Annotated in this window: 27 protein-coding genes; 26 read left to right on the forward strand and 1 reads right to left on the reverse strand. The window is 62.1% G+C overall.

All coding sequences use genetic code 11. The annotated features are described in order from the left end of the window. The first annotated feature begins 9 nt into the window (after positions 1 to 9). From NFG58_RS11290 to nadB, 26 genes are all read left to right on the forward strand, one after another. Positions 10 to 162 carry a hypothetical protein gene (locus NFG58_RS11290; RefSeq protein ID WP_157033133.1) on the forward strand — a complete coding sequence of 51 codons (153 nt, stop codon included), beginning with the start codon at positions 10 to 12 and terminating at the stop codon, positions 160 to 162. 95 nt (positions 163 to 257) lie between these two features. Then, the gene (locus NFG58_RS11295; RefSeq protein ID WP_045994880.1) at positions 258 to 983 is read left to right on the forward strand and encodes a hypothetical protein; all 726 of its coding nucleotides are present in this window, start codon (positions 258 to 260) and stop codon (positions 981 to 983) included. Positions 984 to 994: 11 nt separating this feature from the next. Then, positions 995 to 1,954: a major capsid protein gene (locus NFG58_RS11300; protein ID WP_108448748.1), complete on the forward strand. Its 960-nt coding sequence runs from the start codon at positions 995 to 997 to the stop codon at positions 1,952 to 1,954. A gap of 53 nt (positions 1,955 to 2,007) precedes the next feature. After that, positions 2,008 to 2,361, forward strand: coding sequence for a hypothetical protein (locus NFG58_RS11305; RefSeq protein ID WP_348826517.1), 354 nt, complete (start codon positions 2,008 to 2,010; stop codon positions 2,359 to 2,361). Between the two features lie 3 nt (positions 2,362 to 2,364). Further along, entirely contained in the window at positions 2,365 to 2,739 is a 375-nt protein-coding gene (locus NFG58_RS11310) for a DnaT-like ssDNA-binding protein (RefSeq protein ID WP_348826518.1), read from the forward strand. After that, positions 2,739 to 3,116, forward strand: coding sequence for a hypothetical protein (locus NFG58_RS11315; RefSeq protein ID WP_045994877.1), 378 nt, complete (start codon positions 2,739 to 2,741; stop codon positions 3,114 to 3,116). Before NFG58_RS11310 ends, NFG58_RS11315 begins: the two co-directional genes overlap by 1 nt. Before the next feature lie 57 nt (positions 3,117 to 3,173). After that, positions 3,174 to 3,554 (forward strand): hypothetical protein, encoded by a 381-nt coding sequence (locus tag NFG58_RS11320; protein WP_348826519.1) that lies wholly within the window; start codon positions 3,174 to 3,176, stop codon positions 3,552 to 3,554. Positions 3,555 to 3,609: 55 nt separating this feature from the next. Next, a complete protein-coding gene (locus NFG58_RS11325; RefSeq protein WP_348826520.1) occupies positions 3,610 to 4,005 on the forward strand; it encodes a hypothetical protein in 396 nt (131 codons plus the stop codon). Continuing rightward, entirely contained in the window at positions 4,002 to 4,400 is a 399-nt protein-coding gene (locus NFG58_RS11330; RefSeq protein WP_348826521.1) for a phage tail terminator-like protein, read from the forward strand. The genes NFG58_RS11325 and NFG58_RS11330 overlap by 4 nt, the downstream gene beginning before the upstream one ends. Positions 4,401 to 4,461: 61 nt before the next feature. Continuing rightward, positions 4,462 to 5,376: a phage tail tube protein gene (locus NFG58_RS11335; RefSeq protein WP_348826522.1), complete on the forward strand. Its 915-nt coding sequence runs from the start codon at positions 4,462 to 4,464 to the stop codon at positions 5,374 to 5,376. Positions 5,377 to 5,386: 10 nt separating this feature from the next. After that, positions 5,387 to 5,782, forward strand: a complete 396-nt coding sequence (locus tag NFG58_RS11340; RefSeq protein ID WP_348826523.1) for a hypothetical protein — start codon at positions 5,387 to 5,389, stop codon at positions 5,780 to 5,782. A 282-nt stretch (positions 5,783 to 6,064) separates the two neighbouring features. After that, a complete protein-coding gene (locus NFG58_RS11345) occupies positions 6,065 to 6,478 on the forward strand; it encodes a hypothetical protein (RefSeq protein ID WP_348826524.1) in 414 nt (137 codons plus the stop codon). A gap of 7 nt (positions 6,479 to 6,485) precedes the next feature. Continuing rightward, positions 6,486 to 6,710 carry a superinfection immunity protein gene (locus tag NFG58_RS11350; protein ID WP_348826525.1) on the forward strand — a complete coding sequence of 75 codons (225 nt, stop codon included), beginning with the start codon at positions 6,486 to 6,488 and terminating at the stop codon, positions 6,708 to 6,710. A gap of 62 nt (positions 6,711 to 6,772) precedes the next feature. Then, positions 6,773 to 8,749 (forward strand): hypothetical protein, encoded by a 1,977-nt coding sequence (locus tag NFG58_RS11355; RefSeq protein WP_348826526.1) that lies wholly within the window; start codon positions 6,773 to 6,775, stop codon positions 8,747 to 8,749. Between the two features lie 3 nt (positions 8,750 to 8,752). Continuing rightward, the gene (locus NFG58_RS11360; RefSeq protein WP_348826527.1) at positions 8,753 to 9,109 is read left to right on the forward strand and encodes a phage tail protein; all 357 of its coding nucleotides are present in this window, start codon (positions 8,753 to 8,755) and stop codon (positions 9,107 to 9,109) included. Continuing rightward, positions 9,106 to 9,816 carry a phage minor tail protein L gene (locus tag NFG58_RS11365; protein ID WP_348826528.1) on the forward strand — a complete coding sequence of 237 codons (711 nt, stop codon included), beginning with the start codon at positions 9,106 to 9,108 and terminating at the stop codon, positions 9,814 to 9,816. The genes NFG58_RS11360 and NFG58_RS11365 overlap by 4 nt, the downstream gene beginning before the upstream one ends. Then, positions 9,816 to 10,535, forward strand: a complete 720-nt coding sequence (locus NFG58_RS11370) for an NlpC/P60 family protein (RefSeq protein WP_348826529.1) — start codon at positions 9,816 to 9,818, stop codon at positions 10,533 to 10,535. The genes NFG58_RS11365 and NFG58_RS11370 overlap by 1 nt, the downstream gene beginning before the upstream one ends. Next, on the forward strand, positions 10,535 to 11,101 hold the full coding sequence (locus NFG58_RS11375) for a hypothetical protein (protein WP_348826530.1): 567 nt from the start codon (positions 10,535 to 10,537) through the stop codon (positions 11,099 to 11,101). Before NFG58_RS11370 ends, NFG58_RS11375 begins: the two co-directional genes overlap by 1 nt. Further along, entirely contained in the window at positions 11,098 to 14,400 is a 3,303-nt protein-coding gene (locus tag NFG58_RS11380; RefSeq protein ID WP_348826531.1) for a phage tail protein, read from the forward strand. Before NFG58_RS11375 ends, NFG58_RS11380 begins: the two co-directional genes overlap by 4 nt. Next, complete coding sequence (locus NFG58_RS11385) at positions 14,397 to 14,783, forward strand: hypothetical protein (protein WP_108133118.1); 387 nt, start codon at positions 14,397 to 14,399, stop codon at positions 14,781 to 14,783. The genes NFG58_RS11380 and NFG58_RS11385 overlap by 4 nt, the downstream gene beginning before the upstream one ends. Then, positions 14,776 to 15,135: a hypothetical protein gene (locus NFG58_RS11390; RefSeq protein WP_348826532.1), complete on the forward strand. Its 360-nt coding sequence runs from the start codon at positions 14,776 to 14,778 to the stop codon at positions 15,133 to 15,135. The genes NFG58_RS11385 and NFG58_RS11390 overlap by 8 nt, the downstream gene beginning before the upstream one ends. A 39-nt stretch (positions 15,136 to 15,174) precedes the next feature. Further along, positions 15,175 to 16,896: a prophage tail fiber N-terminal domain-containing protein gene (locus NFG58_RS11395; protein WP_348826533.1), complete on the forward strand. Its 1,722-nt coding sequence runs from the start codon at positions 15,175 to 15,177 to the stop codon at positions 16,894 to 16,896. Further along, on the forward strand, positions 16,893 to 17,408 hold the full coding sequence (locus NFG58_RS11400; RefSeq protein WP_348826534.1) for a hypothetical protein: 516 nt from the start codon (positions 16,893 to 16,895) through the stop codon (positions 17,406 to 17,408). Before NFG58_RS11395 ends, NFG58_RS11400 begins: the two co-directional genes overlap by 4 nt. 2,610 nt (positions 17,409 to 20,018) lie before the next feature. Continuing rightward, the gene (locus NFG58_RS11405; protein ID WP_045994191.1) at positions 20,019 to 20,237 is read left to right on the forward strand and encodes a hypothetical protein; all 219 of its coding nucleotides are present in this window, start codon (positions 20,019 to 20,021) and stop codon (positions 20,235 to 20,237) included. A gap of 343 nt (positions 20,238 to 20,580) precedes the next feature. Beyond that, the gene (locus tag NFG58_RS11410) at positions 20,581 to 21,726 is read left to right on the forward strand and encodes an FUSC family protein (RefSeq protein ID WP_253551746.1); all 1,146 of its coding nucleotides are present in this window, start codon (positions 20,581 to 20,583) and stop codon (positions 21,724 to 21,726) included. Next, a complete protein-coding gene (nadB, locus tag NFG58_RS11415; protein ID WP_348826535.1) occupies positions 21,707 to 23,278 on the forward strand; it encodes an L-aspartate oxidase in 1,572 nt (523 codons plus the stop codon). Before NFG58_RS11410 ends, nadB begins: the two co-directional genes overlap by 20 nt. A 24-nt stretch (positions 23,279 to 23,302) precedes the next feature. On the opposite strand, the gene NFG58_RS11420 is transcribed toward nadB, so the two are convergent. Then, positions 23,303 to 23,995, reverse strand: coding sequence for an energy-coupling factor ABC transporter permease (locus NFG58_RS11420; RefSeq protein WP_348814357.1), 693 nt, complete (start codon positions 23,993 to 23,995; stop codon positions 23,303 to 23,305). Positions 23,996 to 24,012 lie beyond the last annotated feature (17 nt).

The following is a 24,012-nucleotide window of genomic DNA, read 5'->3' on the forward strand; positions in this document are numbered from 1 at the left end:
GCTGACAGCATGACCCCAGCCGATCCCGATTTCATCACCTGGTGGCGACTGTGGCGCCTGCTGCAGTCCGGCAGCGGAACGCTCGCCGACCAACTCCAGGCCCGCCTCTGCTGGAACCTCTCTTTCGAGGTTCGACGCCGCCTAGGCGATTTCGAAGACTGACCAACAATTTTATTCAAAGCCCCGCCATTGAGCGGGGTTTTTTAATGGCTGCTCGCCAGGCGGGCGGCCTCAACGCGCTCAAGGAGCACAACACCATGCCACTGGAAATCGACTTCTCTGAACTCGGCATCGAGCTGGAAGAAGACAAGGCCAAGGCTCTCAAGGAGGCGCTGGACGCCAAACATGAGGAAGCGCTCAACAGCGAGGTCAGCGGCCTCAAGTCAAAGCGCGACCAACTGCTCGAATCACAGAAAACGCTCAAGTCTCAGCTCAAGCAATTCGAGGGGCTGGACCCCGAGCGGGCCCGCAGGCTCGAGCAGCAGCTGGCCGAGAACGAGGAGGCCCAGCTGATCGCCGACGGCAAGCTCGACGAGGTGCTGAACAAGCGCACAGAGCGGATGCGGGAAGGCTATGACCGCCAGCTGAGCGAGGCTCAGCAGACCGCAGAGAGCGCCAAGGCGTTCGCCGACAAGTTCCGCGGCCGGGTCATGAGCGACGAGATCCGAACTGCGGCCGCCGAAGTCGGCATCGTGGACTCGGCTGTTCAAGACGCAGTCTACCGCGCAAGTTCGCTGTTCGAAGTCGATGACGAGGGCAACGTTGTGCCCCGAGAGGAGGCCGGTCTGGATGCAGACGGCAAGCCTCTCACCCCTTCCGCATGGCTTGAGTCCATGCGAGAGAAAGCTCCGCACTGGTTCCCGCAGCCCAAGGGGTCAGGGGCGCCGGGTGGCGGAGGTGGTTCCTCAGCGCCAAGGGCGTGGAAGGACGCGAAGTCTACCGCCGAAAAGGTAGAAATCCTGAAACGCAAGCAAAACCAATGAGGTAGCGCCCTATGGCACTCTCTGATATGAAAGTCTTCAACGACTTCCTGTACTCGGCAGCCACCGAGACCATCCGCCAGCAGATCGAACTGTTCAACGCCGCCACCGGCGGTGCTCTGCAGCTCCAGCAGGCGGGCAACGTGGGCGATTTCGCTCACGAGGCCTCCTACAAGGCCATCGCCAACCTGATGCGTCGTCGCAACGCCTACGGCACCGGCGCCGTCACCCCGACCACTCTAGCCCAGATGGACCATGTGGCGGTGAAGATCGCCGGCGGCACCTCCCCGGTGGAGTTCCAGCCGCAGCAGTTTCAGTGGATCCAGCGTCAGCCCGAAGAAGCCGGTGTGGTGATCGGCGAGCAGGTCGCTCGAGGCGTCATCGCCGATGAGGTGAACACCGCTATTCTGGCCCTGCAGACCGCGATGATCGGCAACTCCGCCGTGGCGCACGACGCCACCGCTGGCACTCTGAATCTGAACGCCCTCAACAAGGGCGCCGGCAAGTTTGGCGATCGCATGATGGACATCATGGTCTGGGTGCTCCACTCCAAGCCGATGACCGACCTGTTCGACGGCGCCCTGACCAACGGCAATCAGCTGTTCGAATTCGGCACCGTGCGCGTCACCCAGGATGGTTTCGGCCGCCGGTTCGTGATGACCGACTCTCCTGCGCTGTACGAGGCCGATGGTGGCGGTGCTGGCACCGACCACTATCACACCCTTGGCCTGGCCGAAGGCGCCGCGGTTGTCGAGGACAACAACGACTACTACGCCACCGTCGAGGAGAAGACCGGCGACGAGAACATCCGCCGGATCTTCCAGGCCGAGTACACCTACAACCTCGGCCTCAAGGGCTACTCCTATGGCGGCACCAAGTCGCCCGACGACGCCACCATCGGCACCGGCGGGAACTGGTCGCAGATCGCCAGCGATGTTAAGGACACCGCCGGCGTCATCGTGACCTCTCTGTGATCCCTGGCGGGCGGCCTACGGGTCGCCCGCTGGCCAGCTGATAGGAGTCAGCCATGCACCTGATCTACACCACGCGCCGCCGCGGCTTCGAGCCCGGGCGGCAGTACCGCAATCCCCGCTTCTTCGCCGGCGCCGACAAGGCCGCCACCAGCGTCACCGTCGAGGGCCATCACCCCGACGTGGTCGCCGCCTACGAGGCCGCCGGCATCGAGGTCGAGGTGATCGGCGCCGAAGAACCGCGTCCGGACGATGCCGAGTCCGACGAGCGGGCCCGCCGCGCCGAACTGATGGACGCCATCGAGCAGACCACCGGCAAGCGCCCCGGTGCCAACACCAAGACCGAGACCCTGGAACAGCGGATGGCCGAGATCGAGTCCAGCAGCCAGGCCGAAGACGGGCAGGAGTAACCCATGGCCACCTACGTCACCGTTGACGATGTCGACACCAAACTGGGCGCGGGCTGGGAAGGCACGGGCGACAAGACGCGCGCCGTGCTGGATGCTAACACCTGGCTGACCGCCAAGCGGGTCCGGCTCTCCGATCCTGTCGACGATGACGTGGTCATGGCCGGCGCCCTGCTGGCCCAGGAGGCGGCGAATGGCCGGCTCTACGCCGACACCGACGGCGCCGTGAAGCGCGAGCGGGTCAGGGCCGACACCGTCGAGGTGGAGACCGAGTACCAGGACGGCGCCCAGGCGCAGACCGGCGCGCTGTCGATGATCTCCGACCTGCTGGCCACGTACCTGCCGAAGACCAACGGGGTCACCATCCTCAAGAGGTTGTAATGGGCTACATCCAGGACAAGATCAACGCCAAGGTGCCCAAGGCGTTCGACGGCAAGCTGAGTGACGCCGTGCGGCCCTTCACTGGCTCCCGCGAGATAGCCGGCGAGTACGATCCAGTGACTGGCAGCAGTACGACAACGGTAGCCTACTCTGGCCGAGGGGTATTCAGCGGATACTCGGTCCAAGAGGTCGACGATCAGCACATCAGGCGTACCGACGTGAAACTCTCCGGCGTACTCCAGAACGAACTGATCTTGGACGCTGACCAGGCCCCGGCCACGCCCAAGGTCGACGACACCATCGACGGCATGCTGGTGGTTAACGTTGGGCAGGATCCGGCCAAAGCCACTTGGACTCTGCAGCTCAGGAGACCGTAAACTGAGTTGGAACAAGCGGCTACAATAGCTACACCTCCCAAACCCGACGGTTACAGAATGGGCAATGACAACGAATTACTGGATCAATTCGCCGTTGAGGCGATGAAGTCTCTGGTCACGGCCGAGGGCGTGGAGCTTCTCAGCACCGACACTCGGCATCGGACGGCGATCGCAAGAACCGCATACAGCATCGCGGCGGAGATGTTGAAAGAGCGAGAATTGGCTCACAAAGAGCAGGAATGGTCTGCAGTCAATGTTCACGACCTCGTCAAACGCGCAAAGACCAAGTCTTTCCTGCGTCACTTTGGCATATCCACCGTTGCTCAAGCCATGAAGCTATCCCTTCAGGAGCTGCGCAGAACGGAAGGGGTTGGTCCAGCCCTCATTGAAGATTTGCAGCAAGCTTTGAAACCCTACGGTGGCCTGCGATCACGCTAGGGCCTGCCGCTACTTGCCCAGCCGACGTGCTGGGTTTTTTACGCCTGGAGAAAAAATGACGACGCGCAAGGGATGGTCCAAATCACTTTCCGGCTTTGCGCGAGAAGTGGAGTACGCCCTGGACAAAAAGCAGGGTGAAATGGTGCTGTTCGCTCTGCAGCAGCTCATTCTTCACTCACCTGTCGACACAGGAGCCTACAAGGGGAGTCATCTGGTTACCGTGAATGGCAGTGACAACTCAGCGGTGCCCGAGCCGGACAAGTCAGGCGCCCGAGTCCGGCGAGATGCCGAGGCTGTTTTGTCAGCCGCCCGGGGCAAGCCCTTCAAAGCTGTGATCCTTCAGTCAAACATAATCTACGGCGAGAGCCTGGAACATGGGCATTCGCAGCAGGCGCCTCTAGGCGTCTATTCCATTGCCTTCGAATCCTTGCGTGCGAGGTATATCAATTGACCTTCGACGAGATCCGCATCGCTATCGAGTCGCGCATGGTGGCGTGGGATGGCGTGCCTGTGGCCTATGACGGCGCCCCCAACGGACCGAGCGTGGATGCGGCCATCGCCAACCAAGAACCCTGGGTGAGGCTGACCATCCAGCACGGCGACAGCTTCGTCGCTGGTCTCGGCTCCGAACCCTGCGTTCGTCGACCCGGGCTGATCATGTGCCAGGTGTTCACCAAGGACAATCAGGGCAGCCGCCAGGCGTACCAGATCGCCGACTCCCTGGCTGCGCAACTGCAGTTCTGGCGCACTGGCCACCTTGAGACGCTCGCCTCCTCAATGCAGCGCGCAGGCCCCTCTGACGGCTGGTATCAACTGAACGTATCGACGCCCTTCCGCGTCGGCTAAACCGCCCCACCGCCCACCTCCGAGCCGCCTTGAGCGGCTTTTTTCATGCCTGGAGAAAATCATGAGCTCAGGTTCTCAGATCGCAACCTACCTCGCTCCCGAGTCCACGCCCGGGGAAACGCCCGATCCGGCGACCTGGGACACCCTGCGCCTCACCGGCAATACCCTGACGCCCAACGTCTCCACCGAGGTCTCTGCCGAGAAACGTGAGACGCGCATGCAGGGCGGCAGCATCATCACCAGCCTCGACTACTCCGGCGACCTGGCCGGCGAGATGAGCGCGGGCACGTTCGACAAGCTGCTCGAGGCGGCCTTCTACGGCACCTGGACGACTGATGTGCTGGAGATTGGTGCTGACCGCCACACCTTCACCATCGTGAAGGCATTCAAAGACATCGGTGTCTACTCAACCTTCAAGGGCGTGCACATCGGTGCCATGCAGCTCGACATCCCCGAAGAAGGCAAGGTGACCTGCAGCTTCACCGGCATGGGCCTCGGCTATGAGGACGGCGAGACCGACCCGACCGCCGCTGGGACCGTGAATCCTCAAACAACCACCGTGGCGATGGGCTCGGCCACCAGTGTTGGCGACATTCTGGTCGACGGCGCTACCTTGGCCGGCGAGGCCTGTATCAGCGCCCTGTCCATGTCCATCGACAACACACTGCAAACCCAGCGCTGCCTCGGCAAGGCCGGCCCCGGCGCCCTGATTGCCACGTCGGCCAACGTCTCCGGCTCGCTCACCATGGCCTGGAGCAAGGCGGCCTGGAACCAGTGGAAGAAGATGCTGACCCGCGAGGCTATCGGTGTGTCCTTCCCTCTGACCGATGCCGCTGGCAATGAGTACACGTTCGAGCTGCCCGAGATCGAGATCGATGGCGAGCTGCCAGATGGTGGTAACGAGGACATCGTGCAGGTGTCGCTCAACTACACCGCCAAGAACACTCCCATCAAAGTCACCCGCGTGCTGGTATAAGGAATCCCCGATGGCTTTCAATGCAGAGCAGAACGACCCCGCCAAGATCGATGGCGGCGCCTGGGTAGAATTGCGCGGAGCCAAGTGGCTGATTGCCCGCTCAGGCAACGCCGCATACCGCGAGGAGCTTGAGGCCCTGCGCACCAACCTGCCCGAGTCACAAGTGGAGCGCATGGAGGCTGAGGCGCGGGCTCTGGCGAAGGGTATCCTTCGAGGCTGGGAAGATGTCGTCGATCGCAATGGCGACCCTATCCCCTTCACGGTGGCCAATGCCACGCGCGTGCTGCTCGACAACGATGACCTGGCCGTTGAGCTTGCCCAGGAATCGCGCCGGCGTGAGCACTTCCGCAGGGAGGACATTGCCGAGCAGGGAAAAAAGCCGCGGCAGCGCTCAAGTACCGCCTGACAGCAGCCGGGCGAGAAACCAAGCTCGCCACCATCGCTAAGGCGCTCAATCTCTCGAGACAGATTGAGCCGCCCGAGATCGACGAGCGCTGCGCCTTCTGGCTGCATCTGTTCGACATCCTCTCCCCTTCAAGGCCTGCCGGCTTCGGCACCATCCAACCCATACCGTTGTCTGAGATGGCTGCCTTGCGCCAGATGATGGTGCTACCCTGCTCAGCGGATGAATTCATCTCTGTCATTCGGGAGATGGACTGGGCATACATGGAAAGCAGGGGATAACAACATGAAGGGATGGCTGACGCTTGCGGCCGCCGCGCTCCTGGCGGGTTGCGCAACCTCACCGATTCCAGCAGAGCAAGCCGACCACGTTCCTGATGAGCGCCTCATGTTGCATCAGGAGACTCCGACTGGACCCTATGGCACGTTAACGGTCACCAGGGATACTGGGATAACTGGGTCCGCCTGCAACGCACGGCTCAGCATCGACGGCGAGCTAGCGGCCGAGATCGCGGTTGGAGAGACAGCCTCTTTCTTTCTGTCGCCCGGGGAACATGTTCTCGGCGTGATCACAGGCGTAGGCTTATGCCCTGAGCGCCTGAAAGAGACGGCCGCCACAATCATTGAGGGAGAGGCGAAGCGGTACCGTATCTCGCTGGACCTCAACGGCTCCATCGATCTGTCACGCACCGCTTTCTGAGACGCTCATGGAAGCCGGATACGCGTACGTCCAGAGCCTGCCTTTCCACCCGCTGGTAACACTAGCGCTGTTTGTGGCCGTCTACTTCCTGCCCTGCATCATCGCCGGGGCGAGGAACATGCGCCACGCCGGGGCCATCACAGTGCTGAACTTTGTTGCCGGCTGGACCTTTGTCGGATGGGTCGTCGCACTCACCTGGGCCTGCCTAGACAAGCCTCCGCCTGAGAAATAGTCGCCAACGCTAGCTAATTGAAGCCCGCCATCGAGCGGGCTTTTTCGTGCCCGGAGAATACGATGGCCTACGAATCACGCCTAGAGCTCACGATCGACAGCCGCAGCGGTGAACGCCAGCTACGACGCCTCGATCAAAGCCTAGATAAGGTCGAACGCCAGGGCTCCAAGACCGCGGCAACGACGAACAAGATTGGCCTTGCGCTCACGGCAGCCTCCGGCGCGATGGCTGGGCTCACAGTCGGCACGGGGATCTTTGCTGCAGTCTCGAGGCAAGCTTCCGACGCCGCCGTCGAGATCGAGCGCATGGCGCGCATCTCGAATTCAGGTGTAGAGCAGTTCCAGCGACTGTCCTACGCGGCCCGCGAGTACAACCTTGAGCAAGGCAAGGTCGCGGACATTCTTCGAGACGTCCAGGACCGTATCGGTGACTTCCTGCAAACGGGTGGCGGTGAGTTCGCGGACTTCTTCGAGAACATCGCGCCCCAGGTCGGCCTGACCGCCGAGGCTCTGGCAAACATGTCAGGCCCGGACGCCCTGCAGGCGATCTACAACGCTCTGGATCGGGCCAATCTGTCCGCTTCCGAGATGACCTTCTACATGGAGGCTCTCGCCAGCGACACAACAGAGCTGATCCCGCTTCTCCAGGGCAATGGTGAAGCACTTCGGCGACTCGGTGATGAAGCCGACCGTACAGGGAAGGTGCTGTCGGCACTCGATGTGCAAAGGCTCAAGGATGTGCGCAACGAGTTCCACGGCCTGGAGCAGCAGCTGACGGTCGAGACCGCCCGTGCGGTCAGCCAGTTTGATGACATGATGAAGTCGTCGCTGGAGGGGATCAGCTGGGCCATCGAGAACGTCTCGCGTGGCTTTAGCGCCTTCATGGACTACTTCCGCGAGAACGACCTCAAGCGCTCCATCGTGGGCATCGATGACGAACTCAGCCGAGTGTTTGACGACAAGCGTCGACTCGAACTGCGCATCGAGATGTACGGCGCCGATTCTCCTCAAGGCCAGGACGCACTCGCCGCCCTGGATGAGGTGAAGGCGAGCTATGACGAGCTCATCGATCGCAAGAAAGAGCTGATCAGCCAGCCAGACGGCTTTGAGCCACCGCCGGCACGGACATTTGACCGCGTCAGCAGCAAGGACCGGGCGGCGGCCGAGCGGGAGCTGGCCAAAGCAGAGCGTGAGCGTATCCGCGAAGAGGAGCGACTGGCGCAGTCCCAGCAGACGCTGCTCGACCGACTCTATCCGCTGGAGGCTGCACACCGACGGTATCGCGAAGAACTCGATCTGCTCGACCTCAAGGCCGCAGCCGACGACACACTGAATCTCGCAGACGCCCAGGAGCGACTACGCACACAGTATTCGGTAGAGCTGACCGGCGGCTTCATGGAGCAGATCGCCACCGGCGGGCTGGCTGAGAAGGTCAAGGAGACTGACGACCTCACTCGGGATCTCGGCCTGACCTTCTCCAGCGCGTTTGAGGACGCCATCGTGGGCGGAGAAGGTTTCCGGGACGTCCTGGCTGGCATTGCCGAGGACATTGCTCGCCTTGCGGTTCGCAAGAGCATCACCGAGCCGGCGGTGGACTGGCTTGGAACTGCCGTTTCTGCAGGCATGGCGGCCTACGGCGGCGGCTCAGCAGGTACGTACAGCGGTGGCACTGTTGGCGGCTTATACGCTGACGGCGGCTACACCGGGCCGGGCGGCAAGAATGACCCGGCGGGCATCGTGCATGCCGGTGAGTACGTGGTGAAAAAGTCGGTGGTCGATCAGCCAGGTGTCCTGCCTATGCTTGAGCGCCTCAACAGCATGCCCGGCTACGCCAATGGCGGCCTGGTGGGCGGTAGTGCATCGTCCTCGATGGCCCCGCAGATCACGTACGCCCCGCAGATCACAGTTGAAGCCCAGCCAGGCGCCACACAGCAAGATACAGAGCGCCAGGCTGACGCCTTCAAGCGCGCCAACAAGGCCCAGTTCGCTCAGTTCATCATCGAACAGCAGCGCCCCGGTGGGCTGCTCGCCAAGAGGTAACCCATGGAGATCGACTTCCTCCCCGATATTGGCCGGGAGCCTGACTATGGGCTGACCGGCGGCGGCTCGTTTGCTGTGGATGCGGTGAGCTTTGGTGACGGGTACGAGCAGCGCAGTGCAGCCGGTATCAACTCGTCCAGGCGAGAGTGGACCGTGACGTGGAGCCTCATTACCCAAGAGCAGATGGAGCGCTTGCGGGACTTTCTGCTGGATCGCCGGGGCGTTTACGCCTTCCTGTGGCAGGTCTCCGAAGAACCCGAGGCATGGCGGGTGGTTTGCAAAGAGCACCCCAAGGTCACCGAGGACACCTTTAAGCGGCACACCCTGACAGCCACTTTCATCGAGGACTTCGGGCTATGAGCCAGGTCATCGCTTCCGACACCCAGCACCTGGAGCAGGACGCGATCGTCACCATGTTCGAGCTAGATGCTCGCAACTATGGCGACGGCATTCTGCGATTCGCACCCTACCCAGTCGACGGCGGTCCAGTTCGGTTCAATGGCTACGAGTACCAGCCGGTGCCGATCAAGGCCGCCGGCTTCGAGTGGAACGGCCAGGGCACCCTGCCCCGGCCGACGCTTACGGTCACCGCCATGGAGCTCGCGTTTCTGTCGCTGGTGATCAGTGCCGACGACCTGGTCGGCGCCCCGGTCAAGCGCCTGCGCACCTACCGCCGGCACCTGGATGACGGCACAGCGCCCGACCCCGAGGCCTTGTTCCCGATCGACTACTACGTGATCGAGCGCAAGGCCTCGCAGAACCGCCGGCAGATCCAGTTTGAGCTGTCGGTACAGATGGATCAGGAAGGCCGGATGATTCCCCACCGGCAGATCCTGCGGGACTCGTGCACGCATCGTTACCGCTGGTGGGATGGCACCCAGTACCGCTACGAGGGCGTGACCTGCCCTTATTCTGGCTCCGGCGAGTGGGAGGCTGACGGATCCAGTGCCCTGCCCGGTATGGGGCGCGATGTGTGCGGCAAGCGGTTGAGCGACTGCCGACTGAGGTTCGGGCAGGCGGGCGTTCTCCCGACGCGGGCCTTCCCCGGCGTCGGGAGGGTTCGCTGATGTTCGAGCAGCACACCGACCAGATCCGCGCCGAGGCCCTGGCCACCTATCCCGATGAGGCTGTGTGGTTGATCACCGACCACGGCTGCCGGCAGGTAGCCAATGTGGCAGACGATCCCCGATCCACCTTCGCCATCGCCAAGCGCGACATGGCAGCGGCCACCGCCCAGGGCCTACGGGCCATTGTTCACTCACACCCGGACTATCCGGACTGCCCCAGCGAGGCCGACATGCGCGGCCAGCTTGCCTCTGGGGTTCCGTGGGGGATTGTGGCCACCGATGGCACCACCACGACACCCATTCGCTGGTGGGGCGGCGGCGACCGGCCTGACCTGGTCGGCCGGGGCTTCGTCCACGGCGTGACCGACTGCTACGCCCTGATCCGCGACTACTACGCGATAGAACTGGGCGTCGACCTCCCCGAATTTCCTCGCTCATGGGAATGGTGGCTCAAGGGGCAAGACCTCTACCGCCAGGGTTTCGAGCAGGCGGGGTTCCGCGTCATCGAGGCAGACGAGGCCATGCCTGGCGATATGTGGTTCGCCCAACTTCGCAGCGACGTGCCCAACCATGGCGGCGTCCTGGTGGAGAACGGGCTATGCCTGCACCACCCGTCTGGCCGGCAGCCTGTCGACCCCACCCGGCTCTCGCGCCGAGACCCGGCCGCCCGCTGGCTCCCTTACATCACCCACTGGCTCCGTCACACGTCGAGGGACTGATGAAAACGCTCTATCTGCATGGCTTTCTTGGGGCTCGCTTCGGCGAGTCCTTTTCGTTGGACGTCCGTGATCCTGCCGAGGCCATCCGTGCGCTGCTGATCCAAATCCCCGGCTTTGAGGCTGTCATCCGTGATGGCGACTGGCATGTCGTGCGCGGCCCCCTCGATGGCGGCGTGTCGCTCGACGAAGCAGGGCTGGCGGTGGCTGTGAGTGACGAGTCGGAAATTCACATTCTGCCTGCCGTTTCAGGTGCTGGTGGAGATGGGCTGTTCCAGACAATCGCAGGAGCTGTTTTGGTCGCGGTGGGTGTCTACACAGGGCAAGGCTGGCTTGTAAACGCTGGTGTCGCGCTGACCCTCGGCGGCGTCTCACAGATGCTGTCGCCCACCCCGCAGACAGGCGACTACGGCGAGCGAGAGCGACCCGACGAGCGCCCTTCTTTCCTGTTCGATGGGCCCACCAACACCAGCACCCAGGGCCTGCCGGTGCCGGTGATCTACGGCCGCGTGAAGGTCGGCAGCGTTGTGGCATCTGCCGGCATGACTGCTGAGGAGCTGGACGAATGACCGATCTGGTTGTCTATGGCGCGAAAGGCGGCAAGGGCGGCGGCGATGAAGCCCGTACGCCCCGCGAGGCGCCCAACACCCTTCGCTCCACCTCCAAGGCCAGGATCATCGACGTGCTGGGCGAGGGGCCGATTGTCGGCCTGACCAATGGCCTCAAGAGCATCTATCTGGATGAGACGCCGCTGCAGGACGAGGGCGGCGACTTCAACTTCCAAGGCGTGACCGTTCACACCCGCACTGGTGAGCCTGATCAGTCGCACATCGTCGGCTTCCCTGCGGTGGAGACTGCCAACGATGTATCGACCGAGGTGACCAACGCCACACCAGTCGTTCGCACCGTCACCAACCCGGAGGCCGATGCCGCTCGCGTTACCGTCCAGGTGCAGGCGCTCAGCTATCAGAACGTCGAGAATGGCGATCTGCTGCCCACCGAGGTGGCGGTGGCCGTCGATGTTCGCCCCAATGGAGGCAGCTGGTCCGAGAAGCGCTACGACATCATCAAGGGCAAGACCACCAGCCCCTACCAGCGGTCCTATCGTGTGCCGCTCACCGGCGATGGCCCCTGGGACATCCGCGTGCGCCGAGTGACGCCCGACAACGGCAGCGCCACCCTGCGCAACGCGACGTACTGGGCCACTTACACCGAGATCATCGACGCCAAGCTGCAGTATCCCGATACCGCACTGGTCGGGCTCGAGGTCGATGCCCAGGACTTTGGCAGCCAGATCCCCTCGCGGAGCTACGACGTCAAGGGCTTGATCGTCCGGGTGCCGACCAACTACAACCCCGAGACTCGCGAATACACCGGCCTGTGGAATGGCTCGTTCAAGCTGGCTTGGACCGACAACCCCGCCTGGTGCTTCCTCGACCTGGCCACCAGCGAGCGCTACGGCGCCGGGCTGGAGAACGTCGACAAGTGGGGCCTCTACCAGATCGCCCAATACTGCGATGAGCTGATTCCTGATGGGTTCGGCGGCCAAGAGCCGCGCTTCACCTTCAACACCGTGCTGTCGAGCCGAGAGGAAGCCATCAAGGCGCTCGACACCCTGGCGACTGCGTTCCGTGGCATGACCTACTGGGGCGCCAATACCGTCATGGCGACAGCCGACATGCCGACCGATCCGGTCAAGCTGGTGTCACCGGCCAATGTCGTCGACGGTGAATTCGAGTACAGCGGTACCGCGCTCAAGGCCAGGCACTCGGTCGCCCTGGTGAGCTGGAATGACCCTGGCGACAACTACCGCCTCCAGGTCGAGGTCGTTGAGGATGCCGATGCCGTCCAGCAATTCGGCTGGAAGCAGATCGACGTCACCGCCGTAGGCTGCACCAGCCGTGGCCAGGCGCACCGCCTTGGCAAGTGGATGCTCTATAGCGAGCGCGCTGAGACCGAGACGATCACCTACCAGGCCAGCGTCGACCATGCCGACCTGCGCCCGGGCGACATTATTGCAGTCAACGACCCGACCACGGCCGGCGCCCGGCTCTCTGGCCGGATCATTCGCCCTGGGCTGTCTGCCCTGGTTCTTGACCAAGTGCCCGAGCAGGTCAGCGGCAGCGACTGGTATCTGGACGTGCTGCTGCCCACCGGGGGGATTGAGCGCCGGCAGGTCGATCGGTTCGCCGGTGATCATGTCGAGCTGGTCAGCCCGCTCTCAGCTGAGCCGATCCGTGGCGCCATCTGGATGCTGTCGAGCCAGGACGTTGAGCCGCCCAAGTTCCGGGTGCTGTCCGTCGCTGAGCAGGAGACGGCGATCTACCAGATCACCGCCGTCGAGCATGACCCGACGAAGTACGATCGCGTCGAGCAGGGCCTCAACCTGCCGGACGAGGATTACACGCTGATCCCGACCGGCCCGGTGGCGGCGCCCTACTCCATTACCGTCGAGGCATCCAAGTACCTGGCCGGCGGCACCGAGCACCAGAAGATCACCGTCAGTTGGACGCCCAGCGATGACGCTCGAGTCGTCCGTTACATTGCCGAGGTACAGGGGCCGAATGACGTGTCATGGGGTGAGGCCTTCGCTGGCCCGGGCACGTCGTTCGACATCCTCGATGCAGAGCCGGGTGAATGGCAGATCCGTGTCCGTGGCATCACCGGTACCGGCTCCGCGTCGCCCTGGGCGTACCGGACCACCAACGTGGCCGGCCTGCTGCTGCCGACGCCGCCGGATAGCGTGGACATCCGAGCGGGAACCTTCGAGATCACGCTGATCCCGAATGGCCTCTACCCTGGGCAGATGTGGGAATTCTGGCGCTCTAACGTCGCACTCGACACAGGACTGATCGAGTCGAATGCAGTGCGCGTCGGTGTGGCGCCTACCCTGACCGACACCGACCTCGAGCCCGACACCACCTATTACTACTACGTGCGCGGCACCAACGCCTACGGCGTCTCGAGTTGGTACCCGGTGCAGGCCACCACCGAGAACGACCCCGACAAAATCATGTCGGTGATCAGCGGGCAGATAAAACAGACGGATCTGTTCACGGACCTGAGCCAGAACATCGACGGGCTCAACTCCAGCTATGTGCTGAACGTGACTGGCGGCGGTCGAGTGGCGGGCTTTGGCACGGCCTACGACGAAGATCAGGACGTCTTCGACTTCGGTGTGCTGGCGGACCGGTTCTACATCGCCCAGCCAGGTGACGGCGACGCCGAGGTGATCCCGTTCATCTTCACCGATGGCACGCTGTACCTGAAAGAAGCGCTGATCCAGTACCTGACGTTCACCAAGCTCAAGGCGTCCGATGGCTCGTTCATTGTGGAGAACGGCAAGGTCAAGGCCAGCTACATCCAGGCCGATGAGCTCCATGTGGATTACGGCAAGCTGTTCAACATCGACGTCCAGAACGCCCATATTCGCAACGGCGCAATCACCAACGCCAAGATCGGCAATGCAGCGATCACCAGCGCCAAGATTGGTAATGCACAGGTCGACACGCTGCAGATTGCCGGGCAAGCGGTGACTATCCCTGTCGGTACGTCACGAACCTCTGGAAGAAGCAGCAACGGGAGCTGGGTCAGCTGGCTATCGGTGTACCTCAATGCCGAGGGCGGCCGAGTCTTCGCCAACTTCGCAGCAACGAATGCGACAGGCGGCGGCGGCCGGCCCTACTTCCGATGGAAGGTCGATGGGAGTGTCTGGTTCGAAATTCCCACGGGTACCGGCGAGCTCAACCACGCCTGCACCCTCGATGTAGGCAACCGCCATGGCGTCACTATTGCCATTGAGTGTCGCGGTGCCAGCACCGTCAATTCCACCCAATCCACCCTGACAGCAGAGGGCAAAAAGCGATGATCGTCGCAATCTACTGCGAACTGACCGGTGCCATCCTGCGCGTCACAGACTGCCCCGAAGACCATGTCGAGATGCAGTGTGGTGAGCACGAAGACTATGTCGAGGTCGAGGCAGGCTTTGACGATGCCGCCCACTACGTGGACCTGGCGGACGGCCAGATCAAGCCAAAGCAGCACCGGGATGCTCAGGTTGCCGTCGAGGGCTTAACAGCCACCATCACTGGGCTGGAGCCTGGCACCCTGCTGGCGATGGACGGCCAACAGATGGTCACCACCAGCGACAGCGCCCAGCTCGATGTCGACGTGCCGGGCACCTACCAGATCCAGCTGGTCGGCCCCGCCTGGCGCCTCGATGAAACCCTGGAGGTGGCGATCGATGGATAGGCTGAGCATTCGCCGGTTCTCCTCGCGGGCAGAGGCCGAGCGGCACTATCTGGCATTGGTGGACAGCGAGGCCGAGGCTGCTCGCTACGTTTCACCCGCCCAAGAGGCCGTCTACCAGCTCAAGCTGGCCGAGGCGGCCCAAGGCTCGGGGCCGATGGTCGAAGCCGAGGCGGACGCCACAGGCGCTGACGTGACCACCGTATGTCGGCGCATCAAGCGCGCTCGCACCCGATGGGAAAAGCGCGCTGGCACCATCGAGGAGGCGCGTATCGCGGCCAAGGCAGATATTCGACGATCAAGCACAACCGCCGACATGCATCGGGCCCTGGCCCGCTTTCGCAACGCACTCTAACAGCCCGCCAAGCGCGGGCTTTTTTGTGGGAGACACACCATGGCAGTGACGCTTACCGGCGTACTGAAAGACCCCTACGGCCATCCGCTGCCCGGGGCAACCATTCGCTTTGACGCCGTCAGGACATCCGCCACCGTCCTGAACCACATTCGTGCCGAGGCTATCACCGACGCCCAGGGCGACTACTCCATCTCCGTCGAGGTGGGTCGCTACGACGTGCGTGTGATGCAGGGCCGGTCATTCCTCGAGCTCGCCAAGAATCTGGAGGTGCGTGCCGACTCCACCGCCACCGATCTCAATGAACTGGTGGTCGAGTGGCAAGGCGAACAGGACCTGACGCCTGGCATCGTGATCGAGTTCCGGGCATTGGTGGACGAAGCCCGCGGGTACCGGGATGAGGCGGGAGCCTCTGCCGGTGAGGCGGCCGCAAGCGAATCCAGCGCTGCCGACAGTGCTACGGCGGCCAGCGAATCAGCCTCAAACGCGGCCACGAGTGAGCAGAATGCTGCCAGCTCGGCCAGCGCCGCCAGCGCATCGGCATCCAGCGCCTCCGACAGTGCCGACGCCGCGTCGACCAGCGAGGCGAATGCCGCCAGTTCAGCCAGTGCAGCAGCAGCGAGCGAGGGTAGTGCGGCCACCTCTGCCTCGAACGCGGCGGGCTCTGCAAGCGCCGCTGCAGCCAGCGAATCAAACGCCGCGGGATCAGAAAGCGCCGCAGACGACTCTGCCCTAGAGGCCCAACACTGGGCCCAATACCCGAACGATACACCGGTGCCAGAGGGTGACGGCTCCCAGTTCTCCGCCGCTCACTGGGCGGAAGTTTCCCGACAGCGTGCCGTTAACGCCATGGTCGCCCAAGGCGCCTGGGATGCGAGCACCGGCTCCCTGCCGCCCGAGCCGACCGGGGCCAGCTACTGGATGGTCACTGGCGCGGCGAATGGCGAGACCATCGGCGGTGTCGAGTACCGCAACAAGGACATGCTGCTCTGGACGCCCAACGAGAGCGGTGGCGGTGGCACCTGGTCAAAGATCGATAACACCGACAGCGTCGCCAGCGTTGCCGGCAAAACTGGCGCCGTCACGCTCGTACCGGGAGACGTTGGCGCAGACCCCGCTGGAACAGCTTCATCTGCGGTCGCCGCGCACGAGGCAAAAAGCTCCGCTCATACTCCCGCGCAGGTCGGCGCCGACCCTGCGGGATCAGCCGCCAGTGCCGAGCAAGCCGCCAAGGACTATGCGGTACAGCGCGCCAACCACACCGGCACCCAGCTGTTGAGCACTATCTCGGATGCTGGAACGGCAGCAGCGGCAAATGTGGGTACCGGTGCGAGTGACGTTCCCAAGACTTCGCAGGCTGATGCACGGTATGCGCGGCTGTCGGGGGCCAACGATTTCGATACTGCGCCTTCTGTTGCTGGTGACACAATGGCAACTCAAAAGCAGACATTTTCCGCCCCGGATAAGTCGTGGATAGATGTTACTTCGACTCGCTCAGAAGGGGTGCAGTACACAAACAGTACACCCGGCCCCATTGAAGTGCTTGTGGTAGGCGGCACTACTACTGAATCGGGGTCAGCACCCGGATTTTATGTGGTAGTCATGCAAGTGACAATTGATGGCGTCTCCGCCGCAACACAAGGGTTGGGAAAGAACATATATTACAGATACCCTGTTAGCTTCGTAGTGCCCCCAGGCAGTACCTATGAAGTGACTATTCAAGGCGGAATCGGGAGTATTGAAGAATGGCTGGAACTAAGATGAAGCACTTTATAACGCCGAGTCGTAAGGTAGTCGCATTTGGTGTCGATGGTAGCCAAGACCACCTTATTACAAAGGATCTTAAACCAGTCACCTTGCCAGATGCTCCTCGCGAAACTTGGATTATTGACTATGAGGAAGGTGAAGTACGTGTTGATCGGCACAAAGTGTTCCTCCTCGCTAGAAACTCTGCAATACGCCGCATCAACGCGGCCTACGAGGCCGAGCTGGCCAGCATTCGCAGCGAGTACCCCGAGTCGGAGCAAATGACCTGGGACAAGCAGGAGCGTGAGGCAAGGGCATTCCTGGCTGACTCAGCTACCGACACGCCCCTACTGGATGCCATGGCCACTGGCCGGGGTATAGACAAGACCGAGCTAGCGACGCGGATCATCGCCAAGGCCGATGCCTGGATGCAGGCAAGCGGCCTGGCAACAGGGAAGCGCCAGGCTCTTGAGGGTCAGGTGAAGGCCGCTGAGACGGTGGAAGCGGTTGAGGCGATCAGCTGGGAGTGAGATGAAGGGGCCAAGGATGGCGTTCAACACGACCTGCCATAGGGTAGCCCATGGCGTGCTACCATTTCCTCTAGAACAGCCTCCCACCCAAGCCTAGCCGACGGCACCGTGTATGGCCTGGTGTATGGTAGAGCACATTTCTTCCCGCCAGCCCAGTAACCACGGGCATGTATCAGTCCTGCAGAGGGCTTCATCAATCCGGCTGCAGTGTATTTCGGAGAGCCTCGTGGCCACATGAACGGCATTTTATGATGTAGCACCTCCCATGCGGGGCACCCGGCCGGATCTCGAACTGGCTCCACGGTGAGCGATCCGTGACGTTGAACTCGGCAGAGTGGCATTTCAGGCAGTACATTTCCCAGCCGCCTTCCACGGTCGCAAAATTGATCATCGGCATGTCCAACATGACTATCCTACGCCTAGCCTCCTAGTGCTTAGCGTAGAACATAATGTCAGCTTCTGTGCCAAAGCGGTACTAGCCGAGTAAGTCTTTGCAGGCTCAGCCGTCGGCCTGCCGACTACCAAAGACACCAGGCTCACGAGCACCGGGGCTCCTTGAGATGGCGTCACAGCATGATGTCGTAGCTGACTGCCCACCTCAGCCATACCAGTCAGGCTGCAAAGAGGCGCGCAGGTTCTTGTGGCCACAGGCCCTGCACGTAATGATGAAGCATCTGCCCCAAGGACCGTCTGGCACCACTTCGAAAAGCCTCCAGCCTTGCCGCCCTGTCTCCTGAAATTCGACGGTCTGACACACCAGGCAACGCATTTCCAGCCCGCTCTCCACAACCTGGTAACTGATCATCTGCGTGAGCATCCCTGTCTCCTGAAAGCAAAGTGCTTGGCTCAGCGTAGATCAGAGCGGTACGAGGTGCGATCCACAATCTACGATCTGCTATAACCTTTCCGCCAGCGCCACTACCTTGCTCGCAACCCGAATCTAAGATGGTCGAAGACTATCCGGGTGCAGCGATTTTCGTCGCGATACATGGCGGCATACGCGGCACCTGACGGTGTAGCGTCCCCCATTTTTTGTTTCAGGCTGAATTTCGAATTGGAGCCACGGAGAATCTGAGTAGTGGTTAAACTCTAGCGTGTAACAGTTTCTACAGAACAGCTCCCATCCACCATCTACAGCTGTAAAGCTTATTATTTCTTCTCTCATGAGCCCTGCCCCTGCGAGCCAAAATTCACTGACCTGTGCTCGAACGCGCCGCAACCAGGCCTTAAAACTATCTTTTTTCACTTCTCTATGCTGGTCCGAGCGTGAGCATCCCAATGTCTCAAAATACTGTTACACTCAGGAACATAGAAGACTTGGAGAGACGCTATGAATGTCACAACATCCATCAAGGTAGAAGCGCATTACAGCGAGATTGGGTCAGAAATCGAGTGGGACATTGTGGAGTACAAGCCGGGTGCCCAACGACATGTACTTGATACACTCGAAAGTGAGGTTGATGCTCGCTGCAAAGCAGCCTGCATTGCCTTTGAGACTTATATGAAATCAGTGGGAATTTCTACGCAAAAATAGGCAATACATTATCTTTAACTATCTCCATTCCCTGCATCATCATTGTTGATGACCATCACGCCGCCTCTGTGACGTGAAGTCTTCTATAACATCGATGAGAAGCATGCAAGTATGAGACAATCGCCCAATTCTCACCCTGTTTCTATCATCTCGCCAATCGGTAGACTTAGATATAATTTCTATAGAAGACAGTATCTCCCTGAGCAGCTCTAACTTTTCCTTAAGCTCATCTTGCTCGCAACCATCAGTTTCTTCTAACAAAAGCGTTCCTGTTTCAGCAATTCATATAGTATATGCTGACATAGCAAAGCTCGTAGGACCACAACGTTGCTCACACCTGCACAATTCTGGAAAATCACTCCGTAAAAGTAATAAAAATCAACTAGACAACTCATAAAAGAAGCTAAGCAATGACTAGATCTCTAGTACATTGCTTGTGAAAATACCAGTCAGATGCTTTGCTAGACGCCTTTGTCCCGTTCCTAAGTAAAAGTCGTTGTCACCAAGAAATCTCACCGTACCTTAATATGGTCGCAATTTGGTCGCACAGTCAATGCCTGAGAGGCAGCTATGTCCAGCATTACGCAACTTTAAGTGACTGATTTTCATAAAAACCGCATTGCAAGCGCGGCCGCCAATTAGATCAGATTGAACTTAAAATCCCTCGGTGGCAACACCGTGCCGGTTCGAGCCCGGCTCCGGGCACCAACCCTATCGATGTCTTACGTGACTCACTCCCTCGATGACCTACCTTGTGGTGGTGTTCTGGTCGCGTTCTGGTCGCGCAGCCCACTTTAGCCATCTAGCCGTTGGCGTTGCACGCCAGACGCTTTCCCTGCCCCGCCCCGTCTTTCGTCATCCTCTGATCGCCCTCTCGTCGCTTTGTCATCGCCTTCTCATCGTTCCCCACACCCTTGCTCATCGCTTGCGCCGAAATATCAATAATGGCGAATAAAGAAATACCTCCTATAGTGAATTGTGCCAGTTCAGTTCACGGACGGCAGAGCGCCATATCGCCTCGATGGAGTGAGCGCGGGCCTTCACAGGGTTCAGGGACGACTTCCAGGAGATGCCACATGAAACGCACGCTAGTCGGATCGACCATGATCGCCGCATTTGTGATGGCGGGCAGCACCTTCGCCATGGATTCGGAAGCCCTGCAGGAGCACATGCAGGAAATCGAGGAGAAAGCCCAGCAGAACAGCGAAGAGGACCGGGTGGAAGCCCTCGAGCAACAGGTCGAGGACCTCAAGGAGCTCATTCACAAGATGATGGAAGAGGACGCTGCCGCCTGAGCCTTTGGCGCTGAGCCTTGCCGAGTCATGACGTGCGGCCATGACCCACCACGATGACTCACCATGATGAAAGGGGCCCCAGGGACGGGGCCCCTTTCCGTTGTCAGCCACCTGGACACCGTCCCTCGAGACATCATTTGGCTCGGGACGGCACGCGAGCCTGCGTGGTAAACTTCACCCCCATTTTCATCAGCACTGCACGGTCTTCAGCATCTTGAGCGACAATGCTTCTCTACCCCGAGATCCCCTGCCCGACGATCTCGGACAGCGTATGACGGCGCCTCCCACCGCCCACCCTCAACCGGCTCGAGAGCCGGCCCCAGGCCGACAGAGAGGCTGAACCATGCTGCTCGGACGCCTGCGCGACCCCTTCATCAATCACCGCCATCGCCGCCTCTTCCACGTACTCCGGGTCAGTCTGGCACTGATCGTGACCTTTGCCATCGTCCAGACGTTCCCCTTCCAGCACAGTGGCTGGGCGCTGGTGAGCACGGTCATGGTGATGGGCAACCTTCCCCATATCGGGGGCGTACTGGACAAGGGGCGCCAGCGCCTGGCCGGCACCCTGATCGGCGCCGCCCTCGGCCTGGCGCTGATCATCCTCCCGCTGCCAGGCTGGGGGGTACAACTCGGCGCGCTGATCGGCATCGCCATCGCCACCTGGGTGGTCTTCGGCGGTCGCCAGGCCTACAGCGGACTGATGTTCGCCATCAGCCTGCTGCTGGTGATCGGCGACGGCTCGCAACAGCTCAGCGTGGCACTCTGGCGAAGCGCCGACGTACTGCTCGGCACCCTGGTCGGCATCGGCGCCACCCTGGTCTTCCTGCCACACAAGGCCACCGACATGCTGCGCTTCCTGCTGGCCGACTGTCTGGATCGCATGGCGCGGCTGTATCACACCCACACCAGTGCCACATCGGCACCGGGCATCGATACCCAGGCACTGTTCAAGGCCGCCAGCCAATTGCTGGTCAAGCAGCGCGGACTGACCGACGCGGTCCACCGCGAAGGACGCCTGACCCGCAGCGAAGTCGACGAGCTGATCTCCTACCAGCGACGCATGCTGTCCACCCTGGAGCTATTACTCGAGACCCACTGGACCACGCGCGCCGGTCACGAACAGATCGATGCCATGGCAGGACTGCGCGATCAGCAGCACGCCCTGGCGCGGGATCTCGGCACCCTCGCCTTCGAGGTGCGCACCGGACGCCCGGTCACGCTCGAGGTCACACCCTTCGCGCTGGACGATTTCGCCGACCTCGCCTCCACGGCCCGCGCCGAGGATGGCAGAATGCTGTTCAGCCCCAGCGGCTATCTCTGGCTGAACCGGGAGCTGGCCCGCCTGACCGAAGCGACCGCCCGCCGCCTGGGCGGACTCGAGCGGCTACCCAGCAGGCGCCTGCGCCGCCGCGCCCCCCGACACGGGCTCCACCGAGCCCCCTCTTTCGACCGCAAGGAAGGAACCACGCATGGCAAACGCCCCTCTTGACGTCCTCATCATCGGTGGCGGCGTCGCCGGTCTGGCGATGGCCCTGGAGATCGCCGATCGCCGGCCGGTCACCCTGCTGCGCCCCGGTGTCGAGGCGCAAGGTGCCAGTCGCTGGGCCCAGGGTGGTATTGCCGCGGTGCTGTCGCCTCAGGACGACATCGAGGCCCACATCCAGGATACCCTGATTGCCGGGGACGGGCTGTGCGATGAAGCGGCGGTGCGCTTCACCGTGGAAAACGGCCCCGACGCCATCGCCTGGCTGTTGAGCCTTGGCGTGCCCTTCACCCCGGATCCCGAGGCGGCCAGCGGCTATCCCTACCACCTCACGCGGGAAGGCGGCCACAACGCTCGCCGAATCATCCATGCCGACGACGCCACCGGCCGCGCCGTGACCGACACCCTGCTGGCCCGGGTGCGCGCCCATCCGCAGATCACGCTGCGCGACGACCTGATCGCGGTCGAACTGCTCACCGATGACCTGGGTGCCTGCTGCGGTGCCCGCTGCCTGGACGCCCACCAGCGCCCTCACGACCTTGTCGCCCAGGACACCGTCCTGGCTACCGGCGGCGCCAGCGGGCTCTACCTGCATACCACCAGCCCCGCCCCGGCCAGTGGCGAGGGCATGGTCATGGCCTGGGAGATCGGCGCCGAACTGATGAACCTGGAGTTCCAGCAGTTCCACCCCACCTGCCTGTTCGATCCACAGGGACCGCCCTTTCTGGTTAGCGAGGCGGTAAGAGGCGAAGGCGGCCTGCTGCTGAACGTGCGTGGCGAGCGGTTCATGCCCGCCATCGATGAGCGCGCCGAACTGGCCCCGCGAGACGTGGTCGCCCGCGCCATCGACGCCGAGATGCAGCGCACCTCGAGCGACCATGTGCTGCTGGACATCCGCCACCTCGGCGACGCCGCCATACGTCACCACTTCCCCACCATCCACGCCCACTGCCTCGCGCGCGGCCTGGATATCACCACCCAGGCCATCCCGGTGGTGCCGGCGGCCCACTATAGCTGCGGCGGCGTCGCCACCGACCATCGGGGAGCCACGCGCGTGGTGGGGCTCTACGCCATCGGCGAAGTCGCCTGCACCGGACTGCACGGAGCCAATCGCATGGCCAGCAACTCCTTGCTCGAGTGCCTGGTCTACGCCAGATCCGCCGCTCGCCACCTGAGTGAGCCGGCGCCGGGACGCACCTTGACACCACGGCCGAGCGCAACAACCGGAGATCGACAGGTTTCCAGCGAGAGACTCGCCTCGTTGCGCCAGCGCGTCCGCCAGATCATGAGCGCGAGGGTCGCCATCGTGCGCCAGGACGAAGGGCTGGCCGAGGCACGCACGACCCTCGAGCAACTGGAATCGGAGTTTCATGACCTGACTCGGAGCGGCGCCGCGAGTGTCGAGCTGCACGCCTGTCGCCAGGCGCTCACTCTGGCCAGTCTGACGGTCGCCAGCGCCTGCACAAGGCGAGAATCCCGGGGGCTGCACTACAATCCGGACTGCGCCCGCCACGCGGACCCGACACCGCAACCGTCACGCCAGATCAAACCCGCCTGAGGCAAGGTCGCGGCCCTGCTCAGCTCACGGGCCCCGGCCGCCGCGACCATCGTCGTCCAGGTAACGGCTGTCGTTGAAGGTGGCGACCCAGTGTGGGTGGTAGAACATCAGAATGCTCAGCAGCATGCCGCTGATAAAGGCCTCCGACGGCATCAGCAGCGGCAGGAAACGCGCGTACTCACTGGCCTGGAATAACGCTGACGGGTCACTGGCGCCGAGCCGCGTCAACCCCAGCACCGCGAGCCCCGAAGCCAGTGCCGACAACGCCGCGCACCAGAACCCGCCGATAAACAGGAAAACCATGGGATGAGATGGCAGCCGTCGATCGACCAGGCGCCAGATCAGCACCGTCACCAGCATCGGCACCAGGCCGGTGACCACCAGATTGACGCCCAGCAGTGGCCAGGCGACGCGCCCGGTCAGCACCAGTGACAGATTGACCAGCAGACAGCTCAAGAGCGCCAGGGGGCCTCGAAAGACCAGCGTCATCAGAGTGGTGAACAGCAGATGCAGACTGAGCCAATCGACCGCCTGGGCCCTTAGTTGCCACAGCATCGCCACCATCAGCGTTGCCGCCAGCCAGCGATGCTGCAGGCCAGAATCTTGAAAGAGGGCGCGCCAGGGACGCTGGAAAAGGGCAAGCACCAGGGCCGACAGCGCCACCCCCGCGCAAACCCAGATCAGCCAGGGGGCAAGGATCACCTGAGCAAAGGACATGACCCCTCCTCTTCCTG

This window comes from Halomonas sp. RT37, from assembly GCF_040070525.1.
Lineage (GTDB): Bacteria > Pseudomonadota > Gammaproteobacteria > Pseudomonadales > Halomonadaceae > Halomonas > Halomonas litopenaei.

Coding starts and splice junctions, on each gene's coding strand:
- NFG58_RS11390 (WP_348826532.1), top strand. CDS start 14,776: ATGGATAGGCTGAGCATTCGCCGGTTCTCCTCGCGGGCAGAGGCCGAG.
- NFG58_RS11405 (WP_045994191.1), top strand. CDS start 20,019: ATGAAACGCACGCTAGTCGGATCGACCATGATCGCCGCATTTGTGATG.
- NFG58_RS11400 (WP_348826534.1), top strand. CDS start 16,893: ATGAAGCACTTTATAACGCCGAGTCGTAAGGTAGTCGCATTTGGTGTC.
- NFG58_RS11290 (WP_157033133.1), top strand. CDS start 10: ATGACCCCAGCCGATCCCGATTTCATCACCTGGTGGCGACTGTGGCGC.
- NFG58_RS11305 (WP_348826517.1), top strand. CDS start 2,008: ATGCACCTGATCTACACCACGCGCCGCCGCGGCTTCGAGCCCGGGCGG.
- NFG58_RS11375 (WP_348826530.1), top strand. CDS start 10,535: ATGAAAACGCTCTATCTGCATGGCTTTCTTGGGGCTCGCTTCGGCGAG.
- NFG58_RS11365 (WP_348826528.1), top strand. CDS start 9,106: ATGAGCCAGGTCATCGCTTCCGACACCCAGCACCTGGAGCAGGACGCG.
- NFG58_RS11335 (WP_348826522.1), top strand. CDS start 4,462: ATGAGCTCAGGTTCTCAGATCGCAACCTACCTCGCTCCCGAGTCCACG.
- NFG58_RS11370 (WP_348826529.1), top strand. CDS start 9,816: ATGTTCGAGCAGCACACCGACCAGATCCGCGCCGAGGCCCTGGCCACC.
- NFG58_RS11395 (WP_348826533.1), top strand. CDS start 15,175: ATGGCAGTGACGCTTACCGGCGTACTGAAAGACCCCTACGGCCATCCG.
- NFG58_RS11315 (WP_045994877.1), top strand. CDS start 2,739: ATGGGCTACATCCAGGACAAGATCAACGCCAAGGTGCCCAAGGCGTTC.
- NFG58_RS11310 (WP_348826518.1), top strand. CDS start 2,365: ATGGCCACCTACGTCACCGTTGACGATGTCGACACCAAACTGGGCGCG.
- NFG58_RS11340 (WP_348826523.1), top strand. CDS start 5,387: ATGGCTTTCAATGCAGAGCAGAACGACCCCGCCAAGATCGATGGCGGC.
- NFG58_RS11350 (WP_348826525.1), top strand. CDS start 6,486: ATGGAAGCCGGATACGCGTACGTCCAGAGCCTGCCTTTCCACCCGCTG.
- NFG58_RS11300 (WP_108448748.1), top strand. CDS start 995: ATGGCACTCTCTGATATGAAAGTCTTCAACGACTTCCTGTACTCGGCA.
- NFG58_RS11410 (WP_253551746.1), top strand. CDS start 20,581: ATGCTGCTCGGACGCCTGCGCGACCCCTTCATCAATCACCGCCATCGC.
- NFG58_RS11360 (WP_348826527.1), top strand. CDS start 8,753: ATGGAGATCGACTTCCTCCCCGATATTGGCCGGGAGCCTGACTATGGG.
- NFG58_RS11325 (WP_348826520.1), top strand. CDS start 3,610: ATGACGACGCGCAAGGGATGGTCCAAATCACTTTCCGGCTTTGCGCGA.
- NFG58_RS11345 (WP_348826524.1), top strand. CDS start 6,065: ATGAAGGGATGGCTGACGCTTGCGGCCGCCGCGCTCCTGGCGGGTTGC.
- NFG58_RS11320 (WP_348826519.1), top strand. CDS start 3,174: ATGGGCAATGACAACGAATTACTGGATCAATTCGCCGTTGAGGCGATG.
- NFG58_RS11420 (WP_348814357.1), bottom strand. CDS start 23,995: ATGTCCTTTGCTCAGGTGATCCTTGCCCCCTGGCTGATCTGGGTTTGC.
- nadB (WP_348826535.1), top strand. CDS start 21,707: ATGGCAAACGCCCCTCTTGACGTCCTCATCATCGGTGGCGGCGTCGCC.
- NFG58_RS11380 (WP_348826531.1), top strand. CDS start 11,098: ATGACCGATCTGGTTGTCTATGGCGCGAAAGGCGGCAAGGGCGGCGGC.
- NFG58_RS11385 (WP_108133118.1), top strand. CDS start 14,397: ATGATCGTCGCAATCTACTGCGAACTGACCGGTGCCATCCTGCGCGTC.
- NFG58_RS11355 (WP_348826526.1), top strand. CDS start 6,773: ATGGCCTACGAATCACGCCTAGAGCTCACGATCGACAGCCGCAGCGGT.
- NFG58_RS11295 (WP_045994880.1), top strand. CDS start 258: ATGCCACTGGAAATCGACTTCTCTGAACTCGGCATCGAGCTGGAAGAA.